Here is an 18,944-nt window from a genome sequence, read left to right as displayed (position 1 = left end):
GGCAGATAAACACCGGGCTGGTTGAGATGCCGTCAACGCGCCGGCGGATTGGCCATCATCACGCCACCAATCGCACCGCCATGCCTGCCAGCAGCGCCGCATTCACCACGAACAGCAGCCCGCCCACCGCCCGGGTCATCGGCCCGGACCGCCGCAGGAACAGCCGGCCCAGCAGCGCCACGCCGATCAGCGCCGGAATCGTGCCGAGGGTGAAGGCCAGCATGGCCAGCGCCCCCGCCAGGGCACTGCCCGTCGCCGCCGCGGCCGCCAGCGCGGCATAGAGCAGGCCGCAGGGCAGCGCCGAGAGCAGCAGGCCGAGCCCGAAGCCATTCCAGCCCCCCGGCCGTGCCAGAAGCCGGCCGATCGCGCGCTGGAAGGGACCCTCGCTGTCGGCGCTCAATGCCGGGGCGCCGCGCCGCCAGAAGGCCAGCCTGCCCCGCCATGACGCGGGCAGGCGCCCGACGGCCTGGCGCAGCATCAGCACCGCCGCCAGCAGCAGCAGGGCCGCGAGCACCTGTCGCAACCCGGTCACCTGGCTGACCAGCCCCGCGCTCGCCCCGGCCACCGCGCCCAGCGTGGCGTAACCGACCAGGCGCCCCGCGTGATAGGGCAGCAGCGCAGCCCCCGACAGCCGCGCCAGCATCCCATCTCCGCTGGCGCCCACGGCCGCGCCGGACTGCGCGATGACGAAGGGGGCGCACATGCCGGCGCAATGCGTCACCCCGCCCGCCAGCCCGGTCAGAAGCATGGCGACGAGCACCGAGGCCAGGGCGCCGGCGCCCAGCGCGGTCAGGTCATGGAGACAATTGGCAAGCATGGGCGCCATGCTACCCGCCCTTCCCTGCCGGATCCTTGCGCCAGGTCAATTGCCCGGAAGGGTCAAAGGCTGGTCCGCACGGACCACAATTCCGGAAAGAACCGCCGGTCCAGCGCCGTCTGAAGGTAGCTGACCCCGGCACTGCCGCCAGTGCCCTTGCGATGGCCGATGATCCGCTCGACGGTCTTGAGGTGCCGGAAGCGCCAAGTCTGGAAGGCATCTTCCATGTCCACCAGTTCCTCCGCCAGCTCGTACAGGTCGAAATAGGCGGAAGCATCGCGATAGACCGTGGCCCAGACGGCCTCGACCGCCGGGTTCGCCACATGGGCCTCCCGCACATCGCGCATCACCACCTGTTCCGGCACCGGCAGACCGCGGCGGTGCAGCAGGCGCAGCGCCTCGTCATACAGGCTGGGGGCCTCGAAGGCGGCGCTGAGCAGGCCGTGCACCTCCGGCACATGGGCATGCGGGCGCATCATGAAGGCGTTGCGGCTGCCGAGGCGGTATTCCACCAGCCGGTACTGCCAGGACTGGAAGCCGGAGGATGAGCCGAGGCTTTCCCGGAAGGCCAGGTAGTCATGCGGCGTCAGCGTGGTCAGCACATCCCAGGCCTCGACGAGCTGGCGCTGGATGCGGCTGATGCGCGCCATCGCCTTGAAGGCCGGCGCGAGATCGTCGGCCCGGATGCGGTCCATCGCCAGGTCCAGCTCATGGCCCATCAGCTTCAGCCACAGCTCCTGGACCTGATGGATGATGATGAACAGCATCTCGTCATGCTGGCCGCTGCGTGGCATCTGCGCCGACAGCAGGCGGTCCAGGCCCAGATAGTCGCCGTAACTCATCCGGCGGCTGAAATCCGTCTCCGCACCCTCGACCATCCACAGACCTCCATCGGGTAAGGTCCAGTCTAGACGCGGCCCCGGCCGATGCCACATGGAAGCCTGCATGCTCGACCTCCGATCGCATTTTTCCCGCTTTCTCGGCGCCGATCCGCGACGGCTGCACTTTGCCGCGCATAGCCATCACCCCTGGCCTGATGTGACGCGGGCGGCACAGTTGCAGGCCTGGGATGTGGCAGCGCGCCTGCAGGACGGGAAATGGGAGGAGGTGCTGGGACCGGTCCTCGACCGGTGCCGCCGGCAGGTGGCGCATCACCTCGGCCTGCCGGACCCGGCCACGCTGGTCTTCGCCGCCAACACCCATGATTTCCTGCTGCGCATCCTCTCCGCCCTGCCGACCGGGCACACGCCGCGCATCCTGACCACCGATGGCGAGTTCCACAGCCTGTCCCGCCAGCTCGCGCGGCTGGAGGAGGAAGGCCTGGTCGCCGTCACGCGGATCGCCAGCGAGCCCGGCGAAACCTGCCTGGACCGGCTGCTGGAGGCCGCACCGCAGGGCTTCGACCTGATCTGGGTCAGCCAGGTCTTCTTCGCCTCCGGCTTCGCGATGGAGGGTCTGGAAGCCCTGGCGGCGGCGGCCGGCGAGGCGGTGTTCGTGATCGACGGCTACCACGCCTTCATGGCCCGCCCGGTCGATCTGGGGCCGCTGGCCGGCCGCGCCTTCTACACTGCGGGCGGCTACAAATACGCCATGGCCGGCGAGGGCGCCTGCTTCCTGCACTGCCCGCCCGGCTGGCTGCCGCGGCCGCGCGCCACCGGCTGGTACGCCGCCTTCGGCGCGCTGGAACAGGCCGGCGGCGGGGTTGGCTATGCGGCGGATGGCTGGCGCTTCATGGGCGCAACCTTCGACCCCTCCGGCCTGTTCCGGCTGGATGCGGCGCTGGGCTGGGTCGCGGAGATGGGGCTGACCACCGCCGCCATCCGCGACCACGCCCATGCCCTGCAGGCCCGCTTCGTCCATGGACTGGAAGGCACGGGCCTCGATGCCCGCCGGCTGGTGGTGCCGCTGGCCGAGTCGCGCCGTGGCAACTTCCTCACCTTCGACCTGCCGGACGCCGAGACCTGGCAGCAGCGCCTTGCCGCGGCCGGCATCGTCACCGACCGTCGCGGCAACCGGCTGCGCTTCGGCTTCGGCATCTACCAGACCGAAGCGGAGGTGGATGCGCTGCTACTCCGCCTGCGCCGGCTGGCCCCCTAGGCGCCCGGCGGCGAAGGCGCTACGCGGCATCCATGACCCCTCTCCCCCTCGCGCTGACCATGGGCGAACCGGCCGGCATCGGCGGCGAGACCACCGCCAAGGCCTGGCGCGCCCTGCGGGAGTCAGGTCCCGCCTTCTTCCTGATCGGCGACCCGGCGCAATGCCCGGACGTCCCCACCACCATGATCGAGGCGCCGGAACAGGCCGCCGCCGCCTTCGCCACCGCCTTGCCGATCCTGCCGCGCCCCCTCGCCGCCCCCCTGCGGCTCGGTCATCCCGACCCCGCCAACGCCCCCGCCGTCATCGGCGCCATCGAGCAGGCGGTGCAGTTGGCCCTGGCGGGCCGTGTGGGCGCCGTGGTCACCAACCCGATCCAGAAGGCGGTGCTGACCGCCGCCGGCTTCCGGCACCCCGGCCATACCGAATTCCTGGGCGAGCTGGCCGGCGATGGCGGCCCGCCGGTGATGATGCTGGCCTGCCCCGGCCTGCGCGTGGTGCCGGTGACCATCCATGTCGCGCTGGCCGAGGCACTGCGCAGCCTGACGACGGCGATGATCGTGGAGCAGGGCAGGATCGTCGCCGCCGCGCTGCGCCGGGATTTCGGCCTGGCCCAGCCCCGCCTCGTCATCGCCGGCCTCAACCCCCATGCCGGGGAGGCCGGCACCATGGGGCGGGAGGATATCGAGATCGTGGCGCCCGCCATCGCGGCCCTGCGCGCGGCCGGCATCGCCGCCCGCGGCCCCCTGCCCGCCGATACGATGTTCACGCCCCGGGCGCGCGCCGGCTACGACGCCGCGCTGTGCATGTATCACGACCAGGCGCTGATCCCGATCAAGACGCTCGACATGGATGGCGGCGTCAATGTGACGCTCGGGCTGCGCATCATCCGCACCAGCCCGGACCACGGCACCGCGCTCGATATCGCCGGCCAGGGCCTGGCCGATCCCGGCAGCCTGATCGCCGCGCTGCGGCTGGCCGGGGAAATGGCCGCAAGCCGCGCAAGGGAATCCGCGCCATGAACACGATCCTGCTCTCGATCAATGTGGACCACGTCGCGACGCTGCGGAATGCGCGTGGCGGCCAGTTCCCCGATCCGGTCGCCGCCGCGCATCTCTGCCTGGAAGCGGGGGCGGAGGGCATCACCATCCATCTGCGGGAGGATCGCCGGCATATCCGCGACCGCGACGTGGAGCGGATGAAGGCGGAAGTCCCGACCAAGCTGAACCTGGAAATGGCCGCGACGGAGGAGATGGTGGCGATCGCCACGCGGCTGCGGCCTGAGGCCTGCTGCCTGGTGCCGGAGAAGCGCCAGGAACTGACCACCGAGGGCGGCCTGGATATCCTGCGCGCCGGGCCCGACCTGGCCGAGGCGGTGAAGCGCCTGAACGGCGCCGGCATCCGCACCTCCATCTTCATCGAGGCCGATCCGGCGCAGATCGAGGCCGCGGCGCGGATCGGCGCGAACTGCGTGGAGCTGCACACCGGCACCTATGCCGATGCCGCCCCGGCCGACCGCCCGGCGCATCTGGCGCGGCTGGCCCGAGGTGCGGCGGCGGTCGAGGCGGCGGGCCTGCTCTGCCATGCCGGCCATGGGCTGGACTATGACTGCATCGGCGGCATCGCGGCCCTGCCGCAGGTCTCGGAAGTCTCGATCGGCCATTTCCTCATCAGCCAGAGCGTCTTCGAGGGCCTGCCCTCGGCGGTGCGGCGGATGCGGTCGCTGATCGATCAGGCGCGCGGCGGGATCTAGGCTGTCGCAGAATGCATGGCACAGGGTTTGCTGCCAGCCTTCCCAGGTGGCCCGCGCCGAACTGACGGCCGGGCCGGCAATGCAGGATGCGAGACGCCCATGGCCATCCCAGCCAAGGCTCGACAGACGATCCCCCTCTGGTCCCTTCGGACGGGGGCGGCGGGATGCGACAGCGCGCCCCGCAGCGCGCGGATCATTCCGCTGCCGGCCGGCGCCGCGCGGCAGCGCCGCGTGCTGACCTATCCGGCGGCCATCGCGGTGCCGCCCCGCAGCGAGGAGGCGCCGCAGGCGCCGGAACGGCCGCTCGCGCCGCTCACCCTGCTGGCGCTGACCGCGCCCAGCGCGGTGCTGGGCTGCGGCATGCTGCTGGTGCAACTTCTCGCCTGAGAGCGAGGCTCAGGCCGAGACATTCCACTTCTGCCCCAGCTCGGCAAAGAAGCCGCTGGCCAGGCGGATGGTCACCCAGGTGTTCAGGAAGTTGAGGAAGACCGGGTCCTGCAAGGGCGCCATGAAGGCCATCGGGATCGGGTTGCGCGGCTGGTCGCTGAACAGCGCCACCAGGTCGGGATATTCGCGGGTGAGGAAGGCGGCCTCGATCACCGTGGACATGGTGGCATCCACCCGCCCGCCCAGCAGTTCCTGCCAGTCCCGCGCCGGGCTTTCCACGCGGCGCAGCGTCGCGGCCGGCAGCGCCTGTTGCACGAACTGCTCCATGGTGGTGCCGAGATTGGTCGCCACCGTCACGCCCCGCTGGTTCAGCGCCTCCCAATTCGCGAAGCGGGCGGCGTTGCGGCGGGTGGTCAGCGGGATGAAGCCGGTGCGGCCCCAGGGCAGGGTGAAGCTGCCCGCCATGGCGCGGGCGACGGACATCGAGGTGCCGGTGAAGATCACGTCGTACTGGTCGGCCTGCAGCCCGTTGATGAGGGTGCGCCACTCGGTCGCGACGAATTCCGCCCGCACCCCCATGTCCTTCGCCAGCTGTTCCGCCGCCTCGATCTGGTGGCCGCGATAGCTGCGGGTGGCGGGGTCGCGGAAGCTCATCGGGTTGAAGTCGCCCGTGGTGCCGATGCGGATGCGCCCGGCGGACTGGATGGCCTGGAGCCGCCCGCCACCGGCGGGCTGGGCCGAGGCCTGGGCGGGCAGCAGCAGGGCGGCGGCCGCGGCGGCGGCGGGGATATGGCGACGATGCATGGGAAGGCTCCTGTTCGGCTCGGGTCGAGTGTGGGCCGGCCCGGCAAATCCGCAACGGTGCGGCACCGAATCACCCCGCCGATATCGCATGGCGGCGCGAAGCATGGGAGACAGCGGCATGGCCAAGCCCCTTCTCCGCCTTCTTCCCCTGTCGCTGTTGCTGGCCGGCTGCGGCGGCAATTGGGGCTGGCATGTGGTCAATCCGGCGGACAGCCGGGGCCAGGCCAATCTGCTGTTCATGGTGGAGGGGCTCTGGGCCACCGTCTCGCTTTCGCTGGCCGCCATCCTGCTTTCGGTCACGCTGGGCACCGCGGTGGCGCTGCTGGGCTTCGCGCGGTCGCGCGCCCTGCGGCTGGCCAACCGTGCCTGGGTGGAGCTGTTCCGCGCGGTGCCGATCCTGGTGCTGATCCTCTGGGTCTTCTACGGCCTGCCGGTGGTGCTCGGCATCCGGCTGGATGTCTTCACCGCCGCGCTGATCGCCATCGCCCTGTGCGATTCGGCCTTCGAGGCGGAAATCCTGCGCGGCGGCATCCAGAGCATCGAGCAGGGGCAGCGGGAGGGCGCCCATGCGCTCGGCCTGTCGCGCTGGCAGGCCATGCGCTTCGTCATCCTGCCGCAGGCGCTGCGGCGGATCATCCCGCCGGTCGCCAACCAGTTCGTCTATGTGGTGAAGATGAGCAGCCTGGCCAGCGTCATCGGCTACCAGGACCTGACGCGCCGCGCGAATGAGCTGGTGGTCTCGGTCTTCCGGCCGCTCGAGATCTATACCGTGCTGATCCTGGAATACCTGGTGCTGATCCTGCTGATCTCCGCCGGCACGCGCTGGCTGGAACGGCGGCTGGGCGCCGACCAGACGCGGCCGCGTGACGGTTGACGCGCGCCTCCGGCGCGACTGTTGACGCCGGGCGCCCCAGCCGCCAGCGTCCCCTGCATGACCCAAGCGCAGACCGACAGCGTGAACCCCACCCCGGATGAGCAGGCCGCGCGCCACGCTGCCATCCATGCGGCGACCCTGACGCTCGACACCCATGTCGACATCCCCTGGCCGAACACGCCCGACCCGGCGACGCCCACCGCGCGACGGGTGGACTATCCGAAGATGCAGGCTGGCGGGCTGAAATCCGTGGTCTTCATCGCCTATGTCCCGCAGGGCCGGCTGACCGCGGAAGGCCACGCCGCGGCCGGCGCGCGGGCCGAGGCGATGCTGCGCGCCATCGCCGCCACCGCTGGCGAGACGCCGATGCGCCGCCGGCTCTGCACCACGCCGGATGAGCTGGAAGCCTGCGCGGCCGATGGGTCGCTCGCCATCCTGCTCGGTGTCGAGAATGGCTATGCGATGGGCGAGGATCTGTCGCGCCTGGCCCTGTGGCGCCAGCTTGGCGCCATCTACCTGACCGTCACGCATGATGGCCACAACGCCCTGTCGGATGCGGCGCGGCCGCGCGCCGACCTGGGCGATGGGCCGAGCCTGCATGGGGGGCTTTCCGCGCTCGGCCGGCAGGCGATCGCGGAGATGAACCGCGTCGGGCTGATCGTTGATGTCTCGCATGTCGCGCGCAGCGCCATGCTCCAGGCCGCCGAACTGTCCCGCACCCCGGTCGTCGCCACCCATGCCTGTTGCCGTTCCCTGCGGGATCATCCGCGCAACCTGGATGATGAACAGCTCGACGCGCTGCGCGATGTCGGCGGTCTGGTCCAGATCACCGCCGTGCCGGCCTTCCTGGTCAATCCGGGCCCTGACGGCGCCTTCCGGGCCAGCATCGCCGACTATGCCGACCATGTGGACTACGCGGTGCGGCGCATCGGCATCGACCATGTCGGCCTGTCCTCCGACTTCGATGGCGGCGGCGGCGTGGAAGGCTGGCAGGACGCCTCGACCACCGGGGCGCTCAGCGCCGAATTGCTGCGCCGTGGCTATGGGGCGCGGGAGCTGGATCTGCTCTGGTCCGGCAATTTCCGGCGGGTCTGGCGCGCCACCCTGCGGGCCGCGGGTTGAGAGGGTCATCCGCACAATAGCCGCTGCAGTCGTTTCGTACCTGCCGTCTCATTTTTTCTGACAGTCCGGGCTTCACGACAATGCCGGCCGCAGCTCAGTTGGGCGTTCCCAAGACTGGCAGATTCCGGCACATTAGATCGACTACCGGCGCAGTTTGAGACGCCCCAGGATACGACCAGACACGCATGTCGCCCCCTTCCCTGTTTCGCCGCCAAGCGGTTGACGAGGCTGCCGCGCCCGACCGGTATGACGAGGCGCTGCGCGTCATGCGGCCCTGGACCTGGATCGTGGGGGGCGCGCTGCTCGCCCTGGTTCTCATCGGAATCGTCTGGTCATCCCTGGTCGATGTGCCCGTGAAGGTGGCGGGGCGCGGCATCCTGCTTCCGCCTGGCGGCGTCGTCGACATCGTGGCCGATACGGATGGCCGGGTGGAGAACCTGCTGGTCCGCCCTGGCGACCGGGTCGAGGCCGGCCGGCCGATCGCCCATGTCGACCAGTCGGAGGTCCGGCTTCAGCTCTCCCTCGCCGAGGGCCAGGCCGCCGACGCCGCCCGGCACCGCCGCGAGCTGATGGAATTCCACCGCCGGGAGGAAGCCGCCGCCGATGCCTTCCGCGTCGCCCGCGATGCCGCCCTGACCCAGAACCTCCGCCTGCTGGAAGAGCGGCTGAACATGATGATCCAGCGGGAGGACGTGCTGCGTGGCCTCTCGCAGCAGAACCTGGTCAACCGCGACCGCGCCCTGTTCGCACGGGTCGAGGTGTTCCAGGTGCGGGAGCAGATCGCCGCCGCCCGCAATGAGCGCGAACAGCTCGTGCTCGACCAGGCGCTGAAGCGGACGCAGCGGGAACGGGAGACGATGGAGGCTGAGCGCCGCGCCGATGAAACCGGCCGCCAGGCCCAGGCGCTGCGCGACCGGCTGGAACGGCTGGGCGTGGTGCTGGCGCCCTATTCCGGCACGGTCGTCGAATCCAAGGTCAATGAAGGCCAGGTGGTGCAGCGCGGCACCGCCTTGCTGACCATCGAGCGGGACCCGGCCAGCGGTCCCGGCGGCCCCGTCGCCATCATCTATGTCACCGCGCAGGACGGGAAGCGGCTGGCCGAGGGGCTGCGGGTCGAGGTCTCCCCCTCCTCCACGCGGCGGGAGGAGCATGGCTTCGTCTATGGCCGGGTGCTGCGCGTGGCGCATGTGCCGGCCTCCTCCGCCGGCCTGCTGCGCACCCTGCAGAACGACCAACTCGTCCGCAGCTTCACCACCGGCCTGGGCACCCCCTTCGAGGTGGAGGTGGCGCTGGAGCGGGACCCCGCCACCCGCAGCGGCCTGCGCTGGTCCACCGGGTCCGGCCCCGACTTCGCCGTGGAATCCGGCACCCTGGCGGAGGCGGAGTTCACCGTCCGCTCCGTCCGCCTGATCGGCCTCGCCTTCCCTGCCCTGCGCGGCTGGCTGACCCGCACCGCCGAGGCGGCGACACCCGTGACAGCCCCGGCGCCATGAACGCCGGCGCCGCCGCGCCCATGGCGGCCCGGTCCGGACGCCGGGTCCGCACGCCCACCATCCTGCAGATGGAGGCGGTGGAATGCGGTGCCGCCGCGCTGGCGATCATCCTCGGCCATTACGGCCGCTGGGTGCCGCTGGAGGAGTTGCGGGTTGCCTGCGGCGTCTCCCGCGACGGCAGCCGGGCCAGCCATGTCGCGGCGGCCGGCCGGCAATACGGCATGCAGGTGCAGGCCTTCCGGATGGAGCCGAGCCACCTTCCCGGCATGCGGCTGCCGCTGATCGCCCATTGGGGCATGAACCATTTCGTGGTGATCGAGGGCATCGGCCCGCGCCACGCCTTCATCAACGACCCGGCCAGCGGCCCGCGCCGCATCCCGATCGCGGAGCTGGACCGCAACTTCACCGGCGTCGCCCTGGTGCTGGAACCCGGGCCGGAGTTCCGCAAGGGCGGGGAGAAGCCGCGCGCGCTGGGCGGCATCCTGCGTCGGCTGCGCGGCAACGAAGCCAGCTTCGGCTTCCTCTTCGGGGTCAGCCTGCTGCTGATGGTGCCGGCCCTGCTGGTGCCGGCCTTCGCCCAGGTCTTCGTCGACGACGTGCTGGTCGGACGCTTCGATTCCTGGCTTCAGCCGCTTCTGTGGGGCATGGCGGGCGTGGCGGCGGCGATGGCGGTCATCACCTGGCTGCAGCTCGACCTGTTGCTGCGGCTGGAAACGCGGCTTTCCGTCGCCGGCTCGGCGCAGTTCCTGGAACGGCTGACCCAGTTGCCGGTGGCCTTCTTCGCCCAACGGCATCCGGGCGATGTCGCCGGCCGGGTCATCCTGAACGACCGCATCGCGCGGCTGGTCTCCGGCGATGTCGGGCGCGGGCTGCTCGGGCTGATCACCGCCTTTGCCTATGCGGCGGTGATGGTGCTGTACGATCCGCTGCTGACCGGGGTGGTGGTGTTGGCGGCACTCATCAACCTGGCCGCCCTGGCCTGGCTCGGCCGGTCGCTGAGCGACGACAACCAGCGCCTGCTGTCCCGCACCATGCGCTCCGACGGTCTGGCGCGGCAGGGGCTTCAGATGATGGAGACCTACCGCGCCTCCGGCAGCGAGAGCCTGTTGCTGGCGCAGCTCGCCGGCACCCGGGCGGGTGTCGCCAATATCACCCAGCGGCTGGCCCTGCGCCGCGGCATGCTGGAGGGGCTGCCCGCCTTCATCGCCATATTGGCCGCCTCCGCCGTGCTGGTGCTGGGCGGCGGGCGGATCATGGAAGGGGCCATGACGGTGGGCCAGCTCGTCGCCTTCCAGGCCCTGGCCATGGGCTTCATGGGGCCGGTCGCGCAGCTTGTGGGCGTCGCCACGCAGATGCAGGACGCCAAGGCGAACCTGACCCTGCTGGAAGACACCATGCACCACCCGCTGGCGCCGGAATTCGCCGCCGCGCCGGCCCGCAGCGCCGCCGCCCGCTTCGCCGGCCATGTCGAGCTGCGCGATGTGGTCTTCGGCCATAGCCGGCTGGAACCGCCTTTGCTCGACGGCATCTCCCTGACGCTGGAGCCGGGCCGGCGGCTGGGCATCGTCGGCGGCTCCGGCTCCGGCAAATCCACCTTGGCGTTGCTGGTCGCCGGTCTCTACCGCCCCTGGTCGGGCGAGATCCTCATCGATGGCCGCAGGCTGGAGAGCATCCCGCGTGCGGAACTGCGGCGGGAAGTCGCGGTGGTGGACCAGCAGGGCTACCTGTTCGACGGCACCATCCGCGACAACATCGCCATGTGGGACCCGACCCTGGCGGATGAGCGCCTGGTGGAATGCGCCCAGGATGCCGCCATCCATGACGAGGTGCTGGCGCGCCGCGGCGGCTATGCCGGGGTGGTGGCGGAGGAAGGGCGCAACTGGTCCGGCGGGCAGCGCGCCCGGCTGGAACTGGCCCGGGCCATCGCCACCGACCCCGCCATCCTGATGCTGGACGAGGCGACGGCGGCCCTCGACAACCGGTCGGAGGCCACGCTGATGCGCAACCTGCGCCGGCGCGGCTGCACCATGATCATCATCGCCCATCGCCTGGCCCTGGTGCGGGATTGCGACGAGGTGATCGTGATGGAGCGCGGGCGCATCATCCAGCGCGGCCATCCGGACGACCTGGCGCGCGACGAGGGTCCCTTCCGCACCATGCTCGCCAGCGGCTGACCATGCCCGACGACCAGACCGCGACGCCGCCCGCAGCGACCGGCGCAACCCCGGTGGCGCCCGAGCCGCCGCCCAGCTTTCCCCTGCCCGCGCATGCCCCGCTGGTGCTGGACGATCCGGTGGATCGCTGGCTGGTCGCCAGCGGCAGCGTCACCCTCTTCGCCAGCCGCCCGGCCCGGGCGCCGGCGACCGAGGGGCCGCGCCGCTACCTGGGCACGGTGCCGGCGGGCGGCCTGGTCTGCGGCCTGGGCATCGACGATATCGGTGCCCAGCTGATCGCCGTGGGCACCGCGGATACAAGGCTGAGCCCGCTGCCGCCCGCCGCCCCGGACGAGACTCCGGAAGACCAGACCCGGCTGGCCATCGCCGTCACCGCCTGGTGCCGCGCCCTGGCGGAAGGCCTGGCACGGCCGATGGCGCCGCGCCCGCGGGCCGATATCGCCATTTCCGACATCATCGGGCCGGTACGCACGGCTTCCGGCGCGACCATCGCCGCGCGTGGCAATCCCATCTGGGTGCGGCTGCCGCCCGGCTCCTGGCTGCTGCTGGGCCTGGAGCCGGTGGAAGGCCTGGTGCCCCTGCCGCCGGAGGCCTGGCTGACCGGCAGCGGCGGCGTCGTGGAGCCGGTGCCCGTGGCCAAGGCCATGGCGGATGCGGACTGGGTCGCCGGGCTCGCCCGCTTCAATGCGGCCTGTCTCGCGGCGCTGTCCTCCGCCCTGGCGCTGGATGCCGCCGACGAGCTGAACCGCCTGCGCCTGCGGACGGAACGGGACGAGGAGGCCGGCGCGGAACAGCGTTCCGCCTTCGCCGCCATCCTGGGCAATGCGCCGGAGGCCCAGGCCGGCGCGGATGCCGACCCGCTGATGCCCATCTTCCGCATCGTCGCGGCGCATATGGGCGTGCGGGCGAAGCGGCCGATCCGGGTGCGGCGCGCCGATATCGATGCCGTGCCGACGCTGGAGGAACTGGCCCGCGCCTCCGGCCTTCGCCTGCGGCCGGCACATCTGCCGGAGAACTGGTGGCTGGAAGACCATGGGCCGCTGTTCAGCACGCTAGGCAGCCATGCCACGGTGGCGCTGCTGCCGGATGGGCGCGGCTACCGGCTGTTCAGCGCCGACAAGCCGAAGGGCATCCGCCTCGACGCGACGCTGGCCAAGGGCATCGGCCGGGACGCCCTGACCCCGATCGTCCCCCTGCCCCGCAAGGCGCTCGGCCTGCTCGACCTGCTGGGCAGCGGCATGCGCGGCAGTGGCGGCGATGTCACCGCCATCTTCGTCACCATGCTGGTCGGCGCCGCGCTGGGCCAGGCGGTGCCGATGGCCACCGGGGTCGCCTTCTCCCTGCTCATCCCCGGCGGGCATATGGGCGAGCTGGCGCAGCTCGGCATGGCGCTGGTGCTGGTCGCGGCGGTGAGCTGGATGGTGAAGCTGGGCAGCGAGATCGCGCGGGAGCGCATCGAGGCCCAGGCCGGACCGGCGCTGCATGCGGCGATCTGGGACCGTGTGATGCGCCTGCCGCTCGCCACGCTGAATCGCCAGACCGTGGGCGAGACCTCCGGCCGGGCGGTGTCCGCCATATCGCTGGCCGTTCAGCTGCGGGCCTTCGGCTTCGTCATCGTCAGCGCGGTGGCGACCATCCTGTCGTCGATGCTGCTGATGGTGCTGTCGCAGCCTTTGGCCGCGGCCGTCGCGGTCGGCATGCTGGTGCTGCAACTCGCCGCCGCCAATCTGGCGGGCTGGCTTCAGGCGCGCGCCTTCGCGACCGGCGAGGCGCTGTCGGGCCTGGCCGATGCCATGGTCTTCCAGATCGTCTCCGGCCTGGTGAAGCTGCGCCTCGCGGGTGCCGAGGCGCGGGCGCAGACGGTCTGGGCCGGGCGCTTCGCGGAGATGCGCCGGCGGCTGGCCGCGGCGCGGCGTATCAGCAATGGCTATGATGCCTTCGCCGCCGGCTTCGCGGTGCTGTCCACCGCCGCCGCCTTCCTCATCATCGCGCTGATGCAGCGGGTGGAGGTGGGGGAGCCGCCGCCGAGCCTGTCCTCCGTCATGACCTTCATCGCCGCCTATGGGCTGATGGCGGCCTCCGGCACCCAGCTTGCCAAGACCATGTTCGCGCTGTGGTTCCTGATGCCGACCCGCAAATTCGCCCAGCCCCTGCTGGATGCCCTGCCGGAGCCGGATACGGGCAAGGTGGATCCGGGCCGGCTGAGCGGCGCGGTGGAGCTTTCCAACCTCGCCTTCCGCTATGGCCCGACCGAGGCCTGGGTCTTCGCCGGGCTGACGCTGCGGATCGAGCCGGGCGAGTTCATCGCCATCGTCGGCCGCTCCGGCGCCGGGAAATCCACCCTGGTGCGGCTGCTGCTGGGCATGGAGGAGCCGAGCAACGGCGCCATCTACATGGATGGCCACGACATCCGCGGCCTGGACCTGGCGGTGCTGCGCCAGCAGGTGGCGACGGTGCTCCAGGCCGGGCGCATCTCGCCCGGCAGCCTGCGGGATGCGGTGCGCGGCCTGTCCCGGGTTCCGGACGAGGATATCTGGCAGGCGCTGGAACAGGCCGCCCTGGCGGCGGATGTCCGCGCCATGCCGATGGGGCTGGAGACCATGCTGACCGATGCCAGCCGTGTTCTGTCCGGCGGCCAGGTGCAGCGCCTGCTGCTGGCCCGCGCCCTGTTGCAGAAGCCGGCCATCCTGATCCTGGACGAGGCGACCAGCGCGCTGGACAATGTGACCCAGCGGGCGACGATGCGGGCGATCCGCACCATGCCGGCGACGCGCATCGTCATCGCCCATCGCCTGTCCACCATCCGCCATGCCGACCGGATCATCGTGCTGGATGGCGGCCGGATCGTGGAAAGCGGCAGCTTCGAACAGCTTCTGGCGCGCAAGGGCGGCTATTTCGCCCGCCAATATGCCGAGGAAGCGCGCTGGCAGGCGGCGAGCCATACGGCGCCCGCCAGCGGAAAGTCCTGACGCGCCAAGCTTATACCAACGGCCCTATCGCGTGACCGCTCAGGCCCCCCTCAAGCGCCGGGCGGAAACCTCCGGTTTCCTTGGCTTCGCCGCACTTGCGGCGGCGCCCATGCGGGCTCTCGGACCGGTCAAGAGACCGGTCCGCCGGTATTATTCCTCCACGTCCAGCGCGTAGCCGGCGGAGCGGACGGTGCGGATGATGTCGACCTCGTCATCGCCATTCACCGCCTTGCGCAGGCGGCGGATATGCACGTCCACCGTGCGCGGCTCGACATGGATGTCGCGACCCCAGACGGCGTCCAGCAACTGTTCGCGGGTGAAGACCCGGCCGGGGTGCTGGAGGAAGAATTCCAGCAGCCGGTATTCGGTGGGGCCGAGATGCAGCGACCGGCTGCCGCGCGTCACGCGATGCGCGTCCTGGTCCATCACCAGGTCCTTGTAGGTCAGCCGCCCCTTCACCGGCACGGCGCCGGAACGCCGCAGCAGGGCGCGGATGCGCGCCAGCAGCGCATCCATCACGAAGGGCTTGCTGATATAGTCATCCGCGCCCGTATCCAGCGCCCGCACCGCATCCTGGTCCTCGGTGCGGGCGGTGACCATGATGATGGGCAGGTCGCGGGTATTGGGGCGGCGGCGGATCTGCCGGCACACCTCCAGCCCCGAAAGCGCCGGCAGCATCCAGTCGAGCAGGATGAGGTCGGGCTTGCCCTCCGCCACCCGCATCAGGGCTTCCTGGCCATCGCTGGCCTCCTCCACCCGGAAGCCCTGCTTCTCCAGATTGTAGCGCAGCAAAGTCAGCAGCGGCGCCTCGTCCTCCACCACCAGGATGGTCGGCTTCGCGAGGCTGCCAATGGCTTCCGCCATGATATCGGTCCTCACTTACCTATTCGGGCGGCCGCACGACGGCATAGGCGGAGCTGTCCGCCTTGGGCCGGTCGTCGGGCAGGCTGTCACCGCGCACGGCGTAGTGCACCGTCTCGGCGATGTTGGTCGCGTGGTCGCCGATGCGCTCCAGGTTCTTGGCGATGAACAGCAGATGCGTCGCGGCGGTGATGTTGCGCGGATCCTCCATCATGAAGGTCAGCATCTCGCGGAAGATGCCGTTATAGACATCGTCCACCGGCTCATCATTGCCCCAGACGCGTGCCGCGGCCTCGGCATCGTCATTGACCAGCGCGTCGATCGCGCCCTTCAGGTTTTCCTGCACCAGGCGGGTCATGCGCAGGAAGCCGTTCAGGCTGCCCAGCGTCGGCTGCTGCGCCACGATGATGCTGCGCTTGGCGGCATTGCGGGCATAGTCGCCGATGCGTTCCAGATCGTGGCTGACCTTCATCGCCGCGACGATCAGCCGCAGGTCGATGGCCATCGGCTGGCGGGTGGCGAGGATGCGGATGCAGAAGGCCTCGATCTCGCGCTCCAACTGGTCGAGCGCCGCGTCGCGGCCGATCACCTCGGCCGCCAGCGTGGCGTCGCGGCGGGTCAGCGCCACCGTGGCGTCGTTCACCTGGCGCTCCGCCAGGCCGCCCATGCGCGCCAGCATGTCGCGCAGGCGGCGAAGCTGTTCGTCATAGGAGCGCACGATGTGGTCGGATTGGGTTTCCATGGGCATTTTCGTGGTCCTCAGCCGAAGCGGCCGGTGATGTATTCCTGCGTGCGCTTTTCGCGCGGCGCGGTGAAAAGCTGCGCGGCCGGCGCCACTTCCACCAATTCGCCGAGATAGAAGAACGCCACCTGGTCGGCGCAGCGCGCCGCCTGCTGCATGTTGTGCGTCACGATGCAGATGGTGAAGTCGCGCTTCAACTCGTCGATCAGCTCCTCGATCTTCAGCGTGCTGATCGGGTCGAGCGCGCTGGTCGGCTCGTCGAACAGCATCACCTCCGGGCGCACGGCGATGGAGCGCGCGATGCAGAGCCGCTGCTGCTGGCCGCCCGAGAGGCCCATGGCGGAGGCATTCAGCCGGTCCTTCACCTCGCCCCAGATGGCGGCGCGGGTCAGCGCCCATTCGACGCGATCGTCCATCTCGGACTTCGGCAGCTTCTCGTGCAGTTTGATGCCGAAGGCGATGTTGTCGTAGATCGTCATCGGGAAGGGCGTGGGCTTCTGGAAGACCATGCCGATCTTGGAACGCAGCTCGTTCAGATCGACCGAGTCGTCGATCATGTTGCGGCCGTCCATCAGCACCTCACCCTGGGCGCGCTGACCCGGATACAGGCTGTACATCCGGTTCAGCACGCGCAGCAGCGTGGACTTGCCGCAGCCGGAGGGGCCGATCATGCCCGTCACCTGCCGGTCGGGCAGGTCCAGGTTGATGCCTTTCAGCGCCTTGTTCGCACCGTAGAAGAAATCCAGGTTCCGCACGGAGATGCGCGCCGTGGTGTTCAGCGCCTCCGCCGACCGGGCCTGCATGCCGCCGAAGCCGGAGGCTGAGCTGGTAGAGTTGGTCTGTTCGGTCGTCGAGCCCATCGGATCGTCCTCATCTTACGGCCCTGTGGGCCGCCCTTCCTGGCTCAGTGGCGCCCGCGGATCACGAAGCGGGCAATGATGTTGATGGCGAGAACACCCAGCGTCACGATCAGCGCGCCGGACCAGGCGATCTGGATCAGGTCCGGGAAGCCCGAATTGGCCTGCTGGTAGATGGCTATCGGCAGGCTGGCCATGGCGCTCGACAGGTCGAGGCTGGTGACGTTGTTGCCGAAGCTGGTCAGCAGCAGCGGCGCCGTCTCACCGGCGATGCGCGCCACCGCCAGCAGGATTCCGGTCAGGATTCCGGATGCCGCGGCCTTGTAGCAGACCAGCGTGATCATCTTCCACTTCGGCGCGCCGAGGCCGATCACGGCCTCCCGCAGCGTGTTGGGGATGAGCTGGAGCATGTCCTCCGTCGTGCGGACCACGACGGGGATGACGATGATGGCCAGCGCCAGGGCACCGGCGATGCCGGAGAAGCCGCCCATCGGCAGCACTACCAGCTGATAGATGAACAGGCCGATCAGGATCGAGGGCGCCGAGAGCAGCACGTCGGAGACGAAGCGCACCGCATTGCCGAAGGCGGAGCCCCGCGCATATTCGGCCAGGTAGGTGCCCACCAGCAAACCGATCGGCGTGCCGATGACGGTGCCGATCGCGGTCTGGATCAGGCTGCCGATGATGGCGTGCCGAAGCCCGCCGGGGGCCGAGGTATCCTCGCCATAGCTCGTCGGCTTGAACTCGGCGATCAGCGTGTTCAGGCTCAGCGATTCCAGGCCACGCCACAGCAGCGTGCCCATGATCGAGGCCAGGAAGAACAGGCCGGCCACCGTGGCAATGAGGCAGAGCCACTTGATGGTCGAGTCGACCATCTTCCGGCGTCGGCCGAGCGAGCGCGCCGCGCTCTCGTTCCGCGCCTTCAGGAGGGGGGACATGGTCGTGGTGCTCATGGCATCAGGCCTTCAGGCGGGAGCGGAGCAGGTAGCGGGAGGAGGCCAGCACCAGGAAGGAGATGACGAACAGCAGGAAGCCGAGCGCGAACAGCGCCGACTGCTTCATGCTGCCCGAAAGACTCTCCGGGAACTCCATCGCGATGACGGAGGCAATGGTGGTGGAGGGGTCGAAGATGCTCTGCGGCATGCGGTTGGCGTTGCCGATGACGAAGGTCACCGCCATGGTCTCGCCCAGCGCGCGTCCCAGCCCCAGCATGATGCCACCGACCACGGAAATGCGTGTGTAGGGCAGCACCACGCCCTTCACCACTTCCCACCGCGTCGCGCCGAGGCCGTAGGCGCTTTCCTTGTAGACCGGCGGCACCTGCAGGAAGACGTCGCGCATCGTCGCGGCGATGAAGGGCAGGATCATGATGGCCAGGACCAGCGCCGCGGTGAACAGCGAGGTGCCGGCGAAGGAGCGGCTTTCGAAGATGAAGCCGATCAGCGGAATGGTCTCGAGATACTCGCCGAGGCCGAGCTGGATATAGACCTGCACGAAGGGCACGACCACGAACAGGCCCCACATGCCATAGATGATGGAGGGTACCGCGGCCAGCAGCTCGATCGCCGTCCCCACCGGGCGCCGCAACCATTCCGGCGCAAGCTCGGTCAGGAAAAACGAAATGCCGAAGGCGACCGGGACAGCGAATATGATGGCCAGCACGGCGCTGACAATGGTGCCGAAGATGGACACCAGCGCGCCGTATTCCTCGCGGTGGTCTTCCACAGGGTTCCAGGCGTCACTGGTGATGAAGGCCGGACCGTAATGCAGGAAGGCCGGCAGGCCGCCGATCAGCAGCGTCAGGATGATGCCACCCAGGGTGAGCAGCACCAGCACGCCGGCACCACGGCACAGCCCTTCGAACAGCTTGTCGCCGAAACTGCCGGTTCGCCGCTTGGCGCCGCCGGCGGGAATGGCCGAGTCCTCGGCCGTGATGGTCTGCTGCAAGGCGGGGGTCCCGGCGATGGAGGTTGTCAGCAACACAAGCAGCCAGAGCC

General features: G+C 70.1%; 17 protein-coding genes. 9 read left to right on the top strand and 8 right to left on the bottom strand.

From position 1 onward, the window contains the following. Window positions 1-58: 58 nt before the first annotated feature. Complete coding sequence (locus tag JJQ90_RS16465; protein ID WP_216877223.1) at window positions 59-826, bottom strand: sulfite exporter TauE/SafE family protein; 768 nt, start codon at window positions 824-826, stop codon at window positions 59-61. Between the two features lie 53 nt (window positions 827-879). Beyond that, window positions 880-1,695 (bottom strand): tryptophan 2,3-dioxygenase, encoded by an 816-nt coding sequence (kynA, locus tag JJQ90_RS16460; protein WP_230410722.1) that lies wholly within the window; start codon window positions 1,693-1,695, stop codon window positions 880-882. 67 nt (window positions 1,696-1,762) lie between these two features. Between kynA and JJQ90_RS16455 the strand changes: the two genes are divergently transcribed. The 4 genes from JJQ90_RS16455 (at window position 1,763) to JJQ90_RS16440 (ending at window position 5,051) form a co-directional block, all read left to right on the top strand. Next, on the top strand, window positions 1,763-2,914 hold the full coding sequence (locus JJQ90_RS16455; RefSeq protein WP_216877221.1) for an aminotransferase class V-fold PLP-dependent enzyme: 1,152 nt from the start codon (window positions 1,763-1,765) through the stop codon (window positions 2,912-2,914). 32 nt (window positions 2,915-2,946) lie between these two features. Then, window positions 2,947-3,933: a 4-hydroxythreonine-4-phosphate dehydrogenase PdxA gene (gene pdxA / locus JJQ90_RS16450; protein ID WP_216877219.1), complete on the top strand. Its 987-nt coding sequence runs from the start codon at window positions 2,947-2,949 to the stop codon at window positions 3,931-3,933. After that, window positions 3,930-4,664, top strand: a complete 735-nt coding sequence (locus JJQ90_RS16445) for a pyridoxine 5'-phosphate synthase (RefSeq protein WP_216877217.1) — start codon at window positions 3,930-3,932, stop codon at window positions 4,662-4,664. The genes pdxA and JJQ90_RS16445 overlap by 4 nt, the downstream gene beginning before the upstream one ends. A 99-nt stretch (window positions 4,665-4,763) precedes the next feature. Continuing rightward, window positions 4,764-5,051: a hypothetical protein gene (locus tag JJQ90_RS16440; protein WP_216877215.1), complete on the top strand. Its 288-nt coding sequence runs from the start codon at window positions 4,764-4,766 to the stop codon at window positions 5,049-5,051. Between the two features lie 9 nt (window positions 5,052-5,060). Here JJQ90_RS16440 and JJQ90_RS16435 read toward each other — a convergent pair whose 3' ends face one another. Continuing rightward, window positions 5,061-5,855, bottom strand: coding sequence for a transporter substrate-binding domain-containing protein (locus JJQ90_RS16435; protein WP_216877213.1), 795 nt, complete (start codon window positions 5,853-5,855; stop codon window positions 5,061-5,063). 118 nt (window positions 5,856-5,973) lie between these two features. On the opposite strand from JJQ90_RS16435, the gene JJQ90_RS16430 reads away from it, so the two are divergent. From JJQ90_RS16430 to JJQ90_RS16410, 5 genes are all read left to right on the top strand, one after another. Next, window positions 5,974-6,729: an amino acid ABC transporter permease gene (locus JJQ90_RS16430; protein ID WP_216877211.1), complete on the top strand. Its 756-nt coding sequence runs from the start codon at window positions 5,974-5,976 to the stop codon at window positions 6,727-6,729. A 57-nt stretch (window positions 6,730-6,786) separates the two neighbouring features. Continuing rightward, complete coding sequence (locus tag JJQ90_RS16425) at window positions 6,787-7,851, top strand: dipeptidase (protein WP_216877209.1); 1,065 nt, start codon at window positions 6,787-6,789, stop codon at window positions 7,849-7,851. Between the two features lie 185 nt (window positions 7,852-8,036). Beyond that, a complete protein-coding gene (locus tag JJQ90_RS16420) occupies window positions 8,037-9,344 on the top strand; it encodes an NHLP bacteriocin system secretion protein (RefSeq protein WP_216877207.1) in 1,308 nt (435 codons plus the stop codon). After that, complete coding sequence (locus tag JJQ90_RS16415; RefSeq protein ID WP_216877205.1) at window positions 9,341-11,518, top strand: NHLP family bacteriocin export ABC transporter peptidase/permease/ATPase subunit; 2,178 nt, start codon at window positions 9,341-9,343, stop codon at window positions 11,516-11,518. The genes JJQ90_RS16420 and JJQ90_RS16415 overlap by 4 nt, the downstream gene beginning before the upstream one ends. 2 nt (window positions 11,519-11,520) lie before the next feature. Further along, window positions 11,521-14,487 carry an ATP-binding cassette domain-containing protein gene (locus tag JJQ90_RS16410; RefSeq protein ID WP_216877203.1) on the top strand — a complete coding sequence of 989 codons (2,967 nt, stop codon included), beginning with the start codon at window positions 11,521-11,523 and terminating at the stop codon, window positions 14,485-14,487. A gap of 150 nt (window positions 14,488-14,637) precedes the next feature. Here JJQ90_RS16410 and phoB read toward each other — a convergent pair whose 3' ends face one another. The 5 genes from phoB to pstC all read right to left on the bottom strand — a co-directional run bounded on the left by phoB (window position 14,638) and on the right by pstC (window position 18,927). Next, on the bottom strand, window positions 14,638-15,351 hold the full coding sequence (gene phoB / locus JJQ90_RS16405) for a phosphate regulon transcriptional regulator PhoB (RefSeq protein WP_216877201.1): 714 nt from the start codon (window positions 15,349-15,351) through the stop codon (window positions 14,638-14,640). A gap of 19 nt (window positions 15,352-15,370) precedes the next feature. Continuing rightward, the gene (gene phoU / locus JJQ90_RS16400) at window positions 15,371-16,090 is read right to left on the bottom strand and encodes a phosphate signaling complex protein PhoU (protein WP_216877356.1); all 720 of its coding nucleotides are present in this window, start codon (window positions 16,088-16,090) and stop codon (window positions 15,371-15,373) included. Between the two features lie 17 nt (window positions 16,091-16,107). Then, complete coding sequence (gene pstB, locus JJQ90_RS16395) at window positions 16,108-16,893, bottom strand: phosphate ABC transporter ATP-binding protein PstB (protein WP_216877355.1); 786 nt, start codon at window positions 16,891-16,893, stop codon at window positions 16,108-16,110. 101 nt (window positions 16,894-16,994) lie between these two features. Further along, window positions 16,995-17,885 carry a phosphate ABC transporter permease PstA gene (gene pstA, locus JJQ90_RS16390; protein WP_230410721.1) on the bottom strand — a complete coding sequence of 297 codons (891 nt, stop codon included), beginning with the start codon at window positions 17,883-17,885 and terminating at the stop codon, window positions 16,995-16,997. Window positions 17,886-17,904: 19 nt separating this feature from the next. Next, window positions 17,905-18,927 (bottom strand): phosphate ABC transporter permease subunit PstC, encoded by a 1,023-nt coding sequence (gene pstC / locus JJQ90_RS16385; RefSeq protein ID WP_230410720.1) that lies wholly within the window; start codon window positions 18,925-18,927, stop codon window positions 17,905-17,907. Window positions 18,928-18,944 lie beyond the last annotated feature (17 nt).

The sequence above is a fragment of the Falsiroseomonas oleicola genome, from assembly GCF_019029495.1.
Taxonomy (GTDB): Bacteria; Pseudomonadota; Alphaproteobacteria; order Acetobacterales; family Acetobacteraceae; genus Falsiroseomonas; species Falsiroseomonas oleicola.
The sequence above is the reverse complement of the archived record's forward strand: the minus strand, read 5'-3'. Positions and strand labels throughout refer to the sequence as shown.

Bases quoted from the DNA above. Each gene is read 5' to 3' on its own strand.
- JJQ90_RS16465 (WP_216877223.1), bottom strand. From the start codon at position 826: ATGGCGCCCATGCTTGCCAATTGTCTCCATGACCTGACCGCGCTGGGC.
- kynA (WP_230410722.1), bottom strand. From the start codon at position 1,695: ATGGTCGAGGGTGCGGAGACGGATTTCAGCCGCCGGATGAGTTACGGC.
- JJQ90_RS16455 (WP_216877221.1), top strand. From the start codon at position 1,763: ATGCTCGACCTCCGATCGCATTTTTCCCGCTTTCTCGGCGCCGATCCG.
- pdxA (WP_216877219.1), top strand. From the start codon at position 2,947: ATGACCCCTCTCCCCCTCGCGCTGACCATGGGCGAACCGGCCGGCATC.
- JJQ90_RS16445 (WP_216877217.1), top strand. From the start codon at position 3,930: ATGAACACGATCCTGCTCTCGATCAATGTGGACCACGTCGCGACGCTG.
- JJQ90_RS16440 (WP_216877215.1), top strand. From the start codon at position 4,764: ATGGCCATCCCAGCCAAGGCTCGACAGACGATCCCCCTCTGGTCCCTT.
- JJQ90_RS16435 (WP_216877213.1), bottom strand. From the start codon at position 5,855: ATGCATCGTCGCCATATCCCCGCCGCCGCCGCGGCCGCCGCCCTGCTG.
- JJQ90_RS16430 (WP_216877211.1), top strand. From the start codon at position 5,974: ATGGCCAAGCCCCTTCTCCGCCTTCTTCCCCTGTCGCTGTTGCTGGCC.
- JJQ90_RS16425 (WP_216877209.1), top strand. From the start codon at position 6,787: ATGACCCAAGCGCAGACCGACAGCGTGAACCCCACCCCGGATGAGCAG.
- JJQ90_RS16420 (WP_216877207.1), top strand. From the start codon at position 8,037: ATGTCGCCCCCTTCCCTGTTTCGCCGCCAAGCGGTTGACGAGGCTGCC.
- JJQ90_RS16415 (WP_216877205.1), top strand. From the start codon at position 9,341: ATGAACGCCGGCGCCGCCGCGCCCATGGCGGCCCGGTCCGGACGCCGG.
- JJQ90_RS16410 (WP_216877203.1), top strand. From the start codon at position 11,521: ATGCCCGACGACCAGACCGCGACGCCGCCCGCAGCGACCGGCGCAACC.
- phoB (WP_216877201.1), bottom strand. From the start codon at position 15,351: ATGGCGGAAGCCATTGGCAGCCTCGCGAAGCCGACCATCCTGGTGGTG.
- phoU (WP_216877356.1), bottom strand. From the start codon at position 16,090: ATGGAAACCCAATCCGACCACATCGTGCGCTCCTATGACGAACAGCTT.
- pstB (WP_216877355.1), bottom strand. From the start codon at position 16,893: ATGCAGGCCCGGTCGGCGGAGGCGCTGAACACCACGGCGCGCATCTCC.
- pstA (WP_230410721.1), bottom strand. From the start codon at position 17,885: ATGTCCCCCCTCCTGAAGGCGCGGAACGAGAGCGCGGCGCGCTCGCTC.